The sequence below is a fragment of the Pseudonocardia sp. ICBG1293 genome (genome assembly GCF_020131355.1).
Classification (GTDB): domain Bacteria; phylum Actinomycetota; class Actinomycetes; order Mycobacteriales; family Pseudonocardiaceae; genus Pseudonocardia.
In genome coordinates, this window is sequence record NZ_JAHLEL010000004.1 from 1 (window position 1) to 11,061 (window position 11,061).

At 73.9% G+C, this 11,061-nt stretch carries 10 protein-coding genes and 3 pseudogenes; 6 read left to right on the forward strand and 7 right to left on the reverse strand.

The window, feature by feature from the left end; all coding sequences use genetic code 11:
- Positions 1 to 383 (forward strand): type 1 glutamine amidotransferase domain-containing protein (locus KPF47_RS00370; protein WP_224386211.1); only part of this gene is annotated, 383 nt, incomplete at its 5' end.
- 136 nt (positions 384 to 519) lie between these two features.
- On the opposite strand, the pseudogene KPF47_RS40705 reads toward KPF47_RS00370, so the two are convergent.
- Positions 520 to 807: pseudogene (locus KPF47_RS40705) on the reverse strand (TraR/DksA C4-type zinc finger protein); the annotation flags it as partial.
- A gap of 281 nt (positions 808 to 1,088) precedes the next feature.
- Here KPF47_RS40705 and KPF47_RS00380 point away from each other — a divergent pair.
- Positions 1,089 to 1,885, forward strand: a pseudogene (locus tag KPF47_RS00380) (SDR family oxidoreductase).
- A 47-nt stretch (positions 1,886 to 1,932) separates the two neighbouring features.
- Here the strand turns inward: KPF47_RS00380 and KPF47_RS00385 are convergent.
- The 3 genes and pseudogenes from KPF47_RS00385 to KPF47_RS39800 form a co-directional block, all read right to left on the reverse strand.
- Complete coding sequence (locus KPF47_RS00385; RefSeq protein ID WP_224386212.1) at positions 1,933 to 2,607, reverse strand: sigma-70 family RNA polymerase sigma factor; 675 nt, start codon at positions 2,605 to 2,607, stop codon at positions 1,933 to 1,935.
- A 308-nt stretch (positions 2,608 to 2,915) separates the two neighbouring features.
- Positions 2,916 to 3,290 (reverse strand): annotated as a pseudogene (locus tag KPF47_RS00390) (nuclear transport factor 2 family protein); the annotation flags it as partial.
- A gap of 222 nt (positions 3,291 to 3,512) precedes the next feature.
- The gene (locus tag KPF47_RS39800; protein ID WP_224386213.1) at positions 3,513 to 3,695 is read right to left on the reverse strand and encodes a DUF1508 domain-containing protein; all 183 of its coding nucleotides are present in this window, start codon (positions 3,693 to 3,695) and stop codon (positions 3,513 to 3,515) included.
- 123 nt (positions 3,696 to 3,818) lie between these two features.
- On the opposite strand from KPF47_RS39800, the gene KPF47_RS00400 reads away from it, so the two are divergent.
- Complete coding sequence (locus tag KPF47_RS00400) at positions 3,819 to 4,412, forward strand: plasmid pRiA4b ORF-3 family protein (protein WP_224386178.1); 594 nt, start codon at positions 3,819 to 3,821, stop codon at positions 4,410 to 4,412.
- 31 nt (positions 4,413 to 4,443) lie between these two features.
- Here KPF47_RS00400 and KPF47_RS00405 read toward each other — a convergent pair whose 3' ends face one another.
- Entirely contained in the window at positions 4,444 to 5,289 is an 846-nt protein-coding gene (locus KPF47_RS00405; protein ID WP_224386179.1) for an IS5 family transposase, read from the reverse strand.
- A gap of 202 nt (positions 5,290 to 5,491) precedes the next feature.
- Here KPF47_RS00405 and KPF47_RS00410 point away from each other — a divergent pair, with 202 nt between their 5' ends.
- Positions 5,492 to 6,550 carry an SDR family oxidoreductase gene (locus KPF47_RS00410; protein WP_224386214.1) on the forward strand — a complete coding sequence of 353 codons (1,059 nt, stop codon included), beginning with the start codon at positions 5,492 to 5,494 and terminating at the stop codon, positions 6,548 to 6,550.
- Positions 6,551 to 6,821: 271 nt separating this feature from the next.
- Entirely contained in the window at positions 6,822 to 7,910 is a 1,089-nt protein-coding gene (locus KPF47_RS00415; RefSeq protein ID WP_224386215.1) for a TerC family protein, read from the forward strand.
- On the opposite strand, the gene mgtE is transcribed toward KPF47_RS00415, so the two are convergent.
- Positions 7,874 to 9,199, reverse strand: a complete 1,326-nt coding sequence (gene mgtE, locus KPF47_RS00420; protein WP_224386216.1) for a magnesium transporter — start codon at positions 9,197 to 9,199, stop codon at positions 7,874 to 7,876. The two genes, KPF47_RS00415 and mgtE, sit on opposite strands and share 37 nt — an antisense overlap.
- Before the next feature lie 141 nt (positions 9,200 to 9,340).
- Between mgtE and KPF47_RS00425 the strand changes: the two genes are divergently transcribed.
- Positions 9,341 to 9,727, forward strand: a complete 387-nt coding sequence (locus KPF47_RS00425) for a DUF3040 domain-containing protein (RefSeq protein ID WP_224386217.1) — start codon at positions 9,341 to 9,343, stop codon at positions 9,725 to 9,727.
- Between the two features lie 110 nt (positions 9,728 to 9,837).
- Here KPF47_RS00425 and KPF47_RS00430 read toward each other — a convergent pair.
- Positions 9,838 to 11,061: NtaA/DmoA family FMN-dependent monooxygenase (locus KPF47_RS00430; RefSeq protein ID WP_224386218.1), on the reverse strand; the 1,224-nt coding region annotated here is incomplete at its 5' end.

Here is an 11,061-nt window from a genome sequence, read left to right on the forward strand (position 1 = left end):
TCGCGGACGTGTCCGCCGACGACTACGACGCCCTGGTGCTGCCCGGCGGCACCGTCAACCCGGACAACCTGCGGGCCGACGCCACCGCGGTGGCGTTCGTGAAGGCCTTCTTCACCGCAGGCAAGCCGGTCGGCGCGATCTGCCACGGCCCGTGGACCCTGGTGGAGGCCGACGTGGTGAAGGGCCGCACCCTCACCTCGTTCCCGAGCATCCGGACCGACCTGCGCAACGCCGGCGCCACCGTCGTCGACGAGCAGGTCGTCACCGACAGCGGCCTGGTGACCAGCCGCAACCCCGACGACCTCGACGCGTTCTGCGCGAAGCTGATCGAGGAGTTCGCCGAGGGGAAGCACCCGGTGCACCCGGAGGGCGCGACCGCCTGAGAAGCCGTCGCAGCACGGCGACGGGCCCGGCACCCCGGACGGGGGCCGGGCCCGTCGGCACGCTCAGCCCTCGACGGGGCCGGGTAGCTGCGCGTCGTCCTCGGGGTGGTCGCGGCACCGGTCGGTGTCGGGGGCGCACCTCGAGCCGCTCGTCGTCGATCTGCTCGCCGCACACGTCGCACCGGCCGTACTCGCCCGTGTCGAGCCGGGTGAGTGCCGCCCGGACGCGGACCGTGCGGGCGCGCCGGGTGCGCTCGTCCAGGTCGTGGGCCATCGACTCGTAGGCCCGCGAGCCCTCGTCGCCGAAGTCGAGACCCTCGCCGACGCGGTCGTCGCCCGGGGCCGGCTGCTCGGTGACCACCGGGCCGTCCTCGAGCCGGTCCAGCTCCTCGGTGAGCAGGGTGCGTGCCCGCTGCGCGTCCATCGGGTCTCCTCTCGTGCCGTGCGACCGGACGGCCGCACGGGGACCGGACTACCCCACCGGGAGGCGCGCACACGCACGTCGTTTCACCCCCGACGGCCCGGGTAGGCGTGGTCCGGCCGGCGGGTGCGGCCGTGTTCCCCCCTCGGTGGTGCCCGCCGGTGCCCACCCCGTCCCGACGAGGTCGCGTCACCGGCGCCGGCCCCGGACCGACCCGAGAGGGGAGCCCCGTGCCCGACAGCCCGCCCGCCCAGCAGCAGACCCCGCCCGGTGACACCGGCGCGATGGACCCCGAGCCCCGCGACGAGATGCGCGGCTACCGGGGCCGCGACCTGCTCGCCGGCACCGTCGCCCTGGTCACCGGCGGCGACTCCGGGATCGGGCGTGCGGTGTGCGTCGCGTTCGCCAAGGAGGGTGCCGACGTCGCCCTGGCCTACCTGGACGAGCACGCCGACGCCGAGCACACCGCCGGGCTCGTCCGGGCGGAGGGACGGCGCTGCCTGACGCTGCCCGGTGACCTCGGCGACGCCGGGCACTGTGCCGAGGTCGTGCGCCGCACCGTCGAGGAGCTGGGCAGGCTCGACACCGTCGTGAACAACATCGCCACCCAGGAGCCGGTCGACGCACTCACCGACATCGACGACGACGCCTGGCTGCGGACCTTCGAGGTCAACATCCACAGCTACTTCCGGGTCACGAAGGCGGCCCTGGAGCACCTGCCCGACGGCGGTGCGATCGTCAACACCGGCTCGATCAACGGCCTGCGCGGGAACAAGAGCCTCATCGACTACTCGGCCACCAAGGGCGCGGTGCAGTCGCTGACCTACTCGCTCGCGCAGTCGCTGACCCCACGCGGCATCCGGGTCAACTGCGTCGCCCCCGGTCCGGTGTGGACGCCGTTGATCCCGGCGACGATGCCACCGGACACGGTCGAGGGATTCGGTGAGCAGACCCCGATGGGACGCCCCGCGTCGGCGGACGAGATCGCTCCGTCCTTCGTGTTCTTCGCGCGCCGCGACTGTCGTCCTACTACACCGGCGAGGTCCTCGCACCGGTCGGCGGCGAGACGCTGCCGGGGTGAGCCTGCGGGCCCCGCCGCCGCGCCGGCGGCGGGGCGGCCGGGGATCCTCAGTCGCCGGCCAACCGCTCGCGCAGCCGCGCCAGGGTCCGCGACAGCAGCCGCGAGACGTGCATCTGCGAGATGCCCAGCTCGGCGGCGATCTGGGACTGGGTCCGGTCGCCGTAGAAGCGCAGGACCAGCATCCGCCGCTCCCGTTCGGGCAGCTCGTTGAGCGCCGCCCGCATGCCGGGGCCGTGCGCGGCGAGGTCCAGTGCCGGGTCCTCGGAGCCCATCCGCTCGGCGAGTGGCAGCTCCTCACCCGAACCGTTGTCGCCGACCGGCGCGTCCAGGGACTTGGCGTGGTGGGACTCCAGCGCGCCGAGCGCGTCGACGACCTCGCCGATGGGCACACCGACCTCGGCCGCGATCTCCGACGGCCGCGGCGGGCGGCCGAGCCGCCGCCCCATCTCGTCGGCGACCCGCCCGACGGTGACGGCGAGCTCCTTCAGGTCGCGCGGGACCCGCACCGCCCACGAGTAGTCCCGCAGGTGCCGCTTCATCTCGCCACGGATGCTCGGCACCAGGTAGCCGAGCGGTCCGCCGGTGGCCGACGACGGGTCGTAGCGGTCGACCGCCTTCACCAGGCCGAGCATGCCGGCCTGCTCGATGTCCTCGACGCCCCGGCCAGGAGCGGCGAAGCGCCGGGACAGGTTGCGCACGAGGGGACGGAACTCACGGATCACGTACTCGCGCAACGCGTCCCGGCCCGGCGCGCCGGGTGGGGTGGCCGCCAGCTCATCGAGGTCGGGGATGAGGTCGTCGTAGCCGCGGCGGCCGTCGCGGGCCGGGTGGGCAGGGTGGGACTTCGCATTGTCCCTCGCAATCGCCGATGGCAGGTGCGGGGTCCGCTGCGCGGTTGAACGGATCTCGTGTGGACCGGTGGGCGAGCGGATCCGCGTCGGCGGTGTCCTTCGTGCGCCCGGTACCGGGGATCCGACCGTAACCCCGGCCCGCGCGGTCCACAACCCGGGCGGGCGGGCCGCGGGGCGGCTCAGCCCCGGGCGCGCGGCGGGGTCACGAACACCGCGGTGTCGTAGTAGGTGCGCAGGGCGGTGACCGCGCCGGTGCCGTCGCCGGCGCCGTCGTCGGTGAGGTCGAGGACGGTGACCCCGCGCACGGTCACCGGGCGGCCCCCGGCGAGCACGGCGTCGCCGGCCCACTCCAGCGCGACGGAGTCGCCGGTCTGCACGGCGTGGTGGAAGGTCGTCGCGACCCGGTCGAAGGGGGAGCGGTACTCCCGCCAGAACGCTCCGAGGTCGGTGCGCGGCCCGCGGCCGTCGAGCCGCTCGGCCGTGGCGCCGTCGGCGAACCGGGCGAGCAGGTCCTCGGCGTCGCCGTCGCGCTCGAAGGCCTGCAGGGCGTCGGCGAACGCGCGGACCCGCCGGTCGGTGAGGTCCGTGTCCCCGGGGGGGGGTGTCCGCGAAGCCGGTGTCGTCGGGGGTGGAGTCGTCGCGGGTGGTGTCGTCCGGTGCGGTGTGTCGTCGCATGGCGGGCGGCTACCCGCCGGACGCGTTCCGACCCGTCGTGGACCGGACGCGTCCGGCGGGCTGCCGGTCGGGTCGGTGACACGGACCCGGGGCGGGTCCGTTCAGGCGTCGGTCTCGACGACGGTGGCGCCGTCGGCGGCGCGCTGGACCGACTCGCACCCCTTGTGGGCCGCGGCCTTGGTCTCGTAGGCCTCGCCCACGGCGACGACCTGCCCGTTGCTCGCCTTCAGCCGGAACCGGAACTTCCCGCCCCGGTCCTCGTACACCTCGAACTTGCCTGCCACAGTGGCCTCCTCGGCTCGATCGACCACCCGCTGATGGGCGCGGATGGGGGCGCACGTTAGACGTCGTTTCAGAAGTGGTGGGCCCGGTTCTGCCGGTGACGGCGGGGCTGGCAGCATCGGCTGATGGTCGCGCCTCGTGTGTCTGAGAAGACGAAGATTTTCGAGTTGGAGATCGTCCTGACCGAGGTGGTGCCGGCGGTCCGGCGTCGGGTGCAGGTGCCGGGCGAGGTCGACTTGGCGGTGTTGCACGAGGTGGTGCAGTCAGTGATGGGCTGGACGAACTCTCATCTGCACGAGTTCGAGATCGTCGGGCGCCGCTACGGGATCCCAGACCCGGACTGGCCCGGACAGGATGTCGCCGACGAGACGAAAGAGAAGCTGTTTCGGCTGGTCAAGGCTGGTGACCGGTTCGGTTACGTCTACGACTTCGGTGACAACTGGGCCCACGAGATCACCGTCGAGGCGGTCGCGGCCGTCGAGCCGGGAGTGTGCTATCCGCGATGCGTCGCCGGGCAGGGGGCGTGCCCGCCCGAGGACGTCGGCGGGATCGGGGGGTATGAGGACTTCCAGGCCGTGCTCGCCGACCCTGACCATCCCGACCGCGCCGAGCGCCTGGAGTGGGCGGGCGGGCCGTTCGACCCGCACCGCTTCGACCCTGACGAGGCCGACCGGGCCTTGGAGTGGCTGGCCTGGCGGCCGCTGGCCCCGACCTCGTAGGCGAGTGCCTCAGCGAGGGCTGGGTCGACCATCACTTCGGCTTCGGCTTCGGCTTGGTGAGGCGGCGGTGGCAGATCAGGGCGCAGGCCAGCGATAACAGCGCGGTGATCGTGGATTCGGCGCGGTCGTAGCGCAGCGCGAGGCGGCGGAAGTCCAGCAGCCAGGACATGGTGCGCTCGACGACCCAGCGGACCCGCCCGAGCCGGGTGGAGTCCTCGATCCCGCGCCGGGCGATCCGCACCCCGATCCCACGCCCACTCAGGTAGCGGCGGCAGCGGGGATAGTCGTAGCCCTTGTCGGCGTGCACCTTGTCCGGCCGACGTCGCGGACGCCCCGGCTGTCCCGCCCGTTCGCGGACGCCGGGGTTGGTGTCCAGCAGCGGGGCGAGCATCCGACTGTCGTGGGTGTTCGCCCCGGTGACCAGCGCATGCAGCGGGAGCCCGCCTCGGTCGCAGAGCACGTGGTACTTGCTGCCCGCCTTCCCGCGATCGGTCGGCGAGGGCCCGGTGGCCTCGCCGCGGCGCTTGGCCCGCACGCTCACGCTGTCCACCGCCGCCCGCGACCAGTCCAGCAGGCCCTGCTGGGCGAGGCGGTCGAGCATCACCCGGTGCAGCTGGGCCCAGACCCCGGCCTGCTGCCACTGCCGTAGCCGCCGCCAGCAGGTCACTCCGGACCCACAGCCGAGCTCGGCGGGCAGCGCGTTCCAGCTGATCCCGGTCTTGAGCACGAACACGATCCCGGCCAGAGCGGCCCGATCCGGCACCCGCGGACGGCCTGTCCGTCCCCGCTTGTGCTTGCGCGGCTTGGGCAGCAGCGGCTCCACCAGCGCCCACAGCTCGTCGCTCACCAATCGCTCGACACAAGATCGCCGCGCCACGACCGGACATGATCAGCTACCAGCGCCGATCCACACAGGACCGACACGCCGACTTCTGAAACGACCTCTTAGCCCAGATGGTGTTGCGGGGAGTAACGGAACGCCGTGCCCGGTGGGGTGGTTCCGACCGGGCCTCAGCGGGCTCTCAGCGGAGCGGGCGTTCTCAGGGGCCCCACAGCGAACCGTCCCTAGCGTCCGCGTCATGCCGACTGCACTGGTCACCGGAGCGAGCCGCGGGCTCGGCGCCGCCTACGCCCACGAGCTCGCCGAGCGCGGGTGGTCCGTCGTCCTGGTCGCGCGCGACGCCGTCCGGCTCGCCGACGTCGCCGAGCGGATCGGCCGCGCCACCGGCGCGATCGTCGAGACGCTGCCCGCCGACCTGACCGACCCGGCCGGGCTGGCGGCCGTCGAGCGCCGGGTCGTCCAGCGGGACCTGCCGGTCGAGCTGCTCGTCGACGACGCGGGTGCGGAGACCGGCCTCGACCGGACGGCCCTGGTCGGCCTGACCCACGCCGCCGTGACCGCGATGACCGCCCGCGGGCGGGGCGGGGTGCTGAACATCGCCGGGCACCTCCCGGTGCCCGGTGACGCCCACGGCGCGCCGCGGTCCTGGGTGCCGGAGTTCTGCGCGGGCGTCGCGGCCTCGTCGCACGGCACCGGTGTCACCGTCACCGCGGTCCTCACGGGCCGGATCCGGACCGACGACCCGCAGGGTCCACCCTGGCCCGAGCACCGTGACGTCGTGCGCCGCTCCCTGGACGATCTCGCCCGCGGCCGGACGCTGTCCGCACCGGGCCGGGTGCACCGGGCACTGGCGGGCTACCTGGAGGCGCCGGGGACCGCGCTGTGGCTCGCCGCCCGGGTGGCGGGCCGGGGCCGGGAGCATGGCCGGGACCCGGTGCACGGGCACACCCGGCCCTCGCCGGTGCCGACGCCGTTCCGGGACGGGCCCGCTCCGGCGCGGGGTCGGTCCGCCGCGACGGTACGGGCGGTGGGCTCCGCGACCCCGGCGCCGCCCGCGCTGCCGGAGGAGCCGGTGCGGCCCGCGCACGTCGCCGCCGCGACGTTCCCGGCGCCGCGGGTGTCGGGCACCGGGCCGCTGCCGGTCGTCCGCGCCCGCGCGACCGGCGCCGCCCCGCCGCCCGCCGCGCGGGCGGCCACGTCGGCCACCGCCCGCGCCGCCGTCCGCAGGCTGTCCGGCGCCGCACGTCCGGTGCAGCCGGCCCGCGCCGCCGCGACCGCGCGCCTGGCGGCGGGCTGACCCGGTGGGTGCGTCTCCGGGTGCGGGAGACGCCCTCCGGGAGGGTCACCGGTGGAAACGGACAGATGTGACGAGGCTCGCGTACCCCCCACTGTCGGAACCCGCGGTCGTGCCCTAGCGTTCTGTCCGTCGAAGGGGAGTACTCCCGAACACGGCGTCGCCGTCATCACGGAACCGGTCCGAGCCGGTCCCGGTGGCGCCGGTCCGCCGCGGTCACCGCGGCGGGCGGAGGAGACCTTCAGCGTACCTACCTGCGCTGGAGGGCCCTGTCATGAACGTTCCCCTCTGGGTGTGGCTGGCGACGCTCGCAGTCGTCGTCGGCATGCTGGTGTTCGACTTCGTCGGGCACGCCCGTGACCCGCACGAGCCCACGCTGCGCGAGTCGGCGATCTGGTCGGCCGGCTACATCGCGGTCGCACTGCTGTTCGGCGTCGGCGTCGGCGTCTTCTCCGGCTGGCAGTACGGCGGCGAGTACATGGCCGGCTGGCTGACCGAGAAGGCCCTGTCGGTCGACAACCTGTTCGTCTTCCTGCTGATCATGACGAGCTTCGCGGTGCCGAAGGTGCACCAGCAGAAGGTGCTGCTGATCGGCATCGCGATCGCGATCGTCATGCGCGGCGCGTTCATCGCGGTCGGCGCAGTGATCATCGAGCAGTTCGTCGCGGTGTTCTACCTGTTCGCGATCATCCTGTTCTGGCTGGCCTGGTCCCAGATCCGGGAGGCGATGTCCTCCGACGACCACGAGCAGGCCGACGCCGGCGACTCGAAGCTGATCCGCCTGGTCCGCAAGGTGCTGCCGACCTCCACCGAGTACGACGGCGCCAAGCTCGTCACCCGCATCGACGGCAAGCGCCTGCTGACCCCGATGGCGCTGGTCATCGTCGCGATCGGGCTGACCGACCTGCTGTTCGCGTTCGACTCGATCCCGGCGATCTTCGGGCTCACCCAGGAGCCGTTCCTGGTGTTCACCGCGAACGCGTTCGCCCTGCTCGGCCTGCGGCAGCTGTACTTCCTCATCGGCGGGCTGCTGGAGCGCCTGATCTACCTGGCGCACGGCCTCTCGGTGATCCTCGCGTTCATCGGCGTGAAGCTGACCCTGCACGCGCTGCACGAGAACAACGTGCCGTTCATCAACGGCGGGCAGCCGGTGCCGGTGCCCGAGGTGCCGATCTGGCTGTCGCTGCTGGTCATCACCGGGACGATCGCCGTCGCCGCGGTCGCGAGCCTGGTCATGTCCCGGCGTCGCGCCGCAGCCGCCCCCGCCTCCCCGGAGGTCGCCGGCTCCGACACCGACGACGCGCGGGACGGGACCGCGGACGCGGGTCAGATCCCCAGCACCACCCGGGCCACCGAGAAGTAGATCAGCAGCCCGGTCGCGTCGACGAGCGTCGTCACCAGGGGGGCGGACACCACCGCCGGGTCGATCCCGAGCCGGCGGGCCAGCAGCGGCATCGTCGCGCCGACCGTCGCCGCCCAGCCGCAGATCGCCACCAGCGTCACCGCCACCACGACGGCGACCTGGACCCCGACCAGCAGCGAGGCGACGAGCAGGCCGAGCGCGCCGAGCAGGGTGCCCAGCAGCAGGCCGACCCGCAGCTCGCGCCACACGACGGCGGGCAGGTCGGCGAGCCGGACCTCGCCGACGGCGATCGCCCGGACCGCCGCCGACGCGGACTGGGCGCCCGCGTTGCCACCGGTGCCGACCAGCAGCGGGATGAACAGGGCCAGGGCGGTGACCTGCTCCAGGGAGTCCTCGAAGATCTGCAGCACGTTGACCGTGAGGACTGCGGCGAGCAGCAGCACCGCCAGCCACACCGCGCGGGTGCGGGCCAGCTTCGTGACCCGCACGTACATGTAGTGGCCCGACCACGGCGCGGCACCGGACTGGCGGGCGGCGTCCTCGGTGTCGGCGCGTTCCAGGATCTCGACGGCGTCGTCGATGGTGAGCAGGCCCAGCAGCCGGTCCTCCGAGTCGACGACCAGCAGGTCGAGCAGGTTCGCCTCACCCATCAGACGGGCCGCGTCCTCGGCGGCGTCGGTGGCCCGCACCCGCGGCGCGTCGTCGTCGACGAGGTCGGCGACGGCGGCGTCCGGCCGGGCGAGCACCAGGTCGCGCAGCGAGACGGTGCCGGTCACCCGGCGTCCGGCGTCGGTGACGGCGAGGGTGTAGACGGTCTCGGCCTGCGCGCCCTTGCGCCGCACGACGGCCAGTGCCTCGGTCACGCTGCTGTGCAGCGGTACGGCGACGGTCTCCGGGGTCATCACCCGCCCGACCGAGCCGTCGGGGTAGCCCAGCAGCGCCGCGGTCATCGACCGTTCCCCGGCCGACAGCCCGGCCAGCACCCGGTTCGCGACCTTGGCCGGAGCCTCGCCCAGCATCCGGGCGCGGTCGTCGGGGTCCATCTCCTCGACCAGCGCGGTCACCGCGTCGTCGCGCAGCCCGGCCAGCAGCTCCTGCTGGTCGACCGGGTCGAGCTCCTCGAAGACGTCGAGCGCACGGTCCTTGCCGAGCAGCCGGAACACCCAGCCCGCGTCCACCGGTTCCATCCGGGCCAGCGCATCGGCGATCTCGTGGGCGGGCCGTCCGTCGAGCCGGTCGAGGACTCCGGCGGGGTCGTGGCGTTCGACGAGATCGGTCCAGCGGTCCATGCCGGTGATCCTGCCGCCGGTGCCTGCCGCGTGCAGCGGCGGGAGTATGTCCGTTTCGGTAGGATCGGTGACGTCTACCGCACATCCCGGATGACTGCCCCCGGGAGCGGGAACCCGGTCGGTGGCACCGAGGAGGTCACGATGTCCGTCACACCCCCGCCCCTGCCGCCGTCGTCCGGTGGCGGTACCGGCGACCCCGACCCGCGGCCGGCCGCTCGGCCGCTCGACCGCGACGAGGAGCTGCGGCTCTCCGGTCTCGAGCAGGAGCTGCGCCGGTCCGACCCGGAGCTGGACACCGAGCTGGGCGCTCCGCCCCGACCCGCGGGTGGCCGGGCGGACCGGATCCTGCAGGCCGTCGCGATCGCGGTGATCGTGCTGGTGGTCGTGCCGGGTGAGTGGGTCGCCGGGTTGCTGTCGTTCGGGCTGCTGCTCGGCATCCCGGCCGCGATGGCGTGGATCGCCGTCCGTGCGCACCGGGAGAACGTGGCCCGCGAACGGGCCGAGGGCAGCGGCGACGACCGCACCTGAGGTGCTCGTCCCGTCGTGACCGGCACCGTCGTGACCGGCACCGTCGTGGTCGGGACCGCCGGGAGCGGTGTCGTGCCGGGCACCGCCCCCGCCGGGTCACCGCGGCACGGTCAGCCCGCCGACGGGGCCGCCGTCGCCGCCTCGGTCGGGTCGGTCGTCGAGCGCACGGTGGGCAGCCCGAGGTGCTCGCGCAGCGTGCTGCCGGTGTAGTCGGTGCGGAACGAACCGCGCTCCTGCAGCAACGGCACCACCAGGTCGGCGAACTCGTCGAGCCCGCCCGGGGTGACGTGCGGGACCAGCACGTAGCCGTCCGCGGCGTCGGACTGGACCGCGTCGTCGATCGCGTCGGCGACCGTGCGCGGGCTCCCGACGAAGGTGTGCCGCCCGGTCACCTCGATCACCGTCTCGCGCAGCGACAGGCCCTTCTCCGCGGCCAGGGCGCGCCACTGGTCGGCGACCGCCTTCGGGTCCCGGTACTGGCGCACGCTGGCGCGGCCCTTCGACACCAGCTCACCCTCGACCGGGTCGAACTCGGGCAGCGGGCCGTCCGGGTCGCGGTCGGACAGGTCGGTGTTCCACAGCTGCTCGGCGAACACGATCGCGGTCTGCGGGCTGACCTGCTGGGCGCGGATCACCTCGGCGTGCTCGGCGGCCTCGGCGTCGGTGTCGCCCAGCACGTACGTCGCGGCGGGCAGGATCTTCAGGTCGTCCCAGGCGCGGCCGTAGCGGGCGAGGCGGCCCTTCACGTCGGCGAGGAACGCGCGCCCGGCCTCGGGCTCGGCGTGCCGGGAGAAGATGGCGTCGGCCGACGCGGCGGCGAACTCGCGCCCCTCCTCGGAGTCACCCGCCTGCAGGATGACCGGGCGGCCCTGCGGGCTGCGCGGCAGGGAGAAGCGGCCGTGCACGTCGAACTGGTCGGAGGAGTAGGCGAACCCGCCGCGGTCGTCCGGGCCGGTGCGGGAGTCCCAGATCGCGGCGGTCGCGGCGAGCTGCTCCTTGGCCCGCGAGTAGCGCTTCTCCTTCGGCAGGAACCCGCCGCGGCGGAAGTTCTCGCCGGTGAACGCGTCCCAGGAGGTGACCACGTTCCACGCGACACGCCCTCCGGACAGGTGGTCGAGGGAGGCGAACTGGCGGGCGACGTCGTAGGGCTCGGTGAACGTCGAGTTGATCGTGCCGGCCAGGCCGAGCCGGTCGGTGACCGCCGCGAGGGCGTTCAGGATCGTGAAGGTGTCCGGGCGGCCCATCACGTCGAGGTCGTAGATCTCGCCGCGGTGCTCGCGCAGGCGCAGTCCCTCGGCGAGGAACAGGAAGTCGAACCTCGCCCGCTCGGCGCG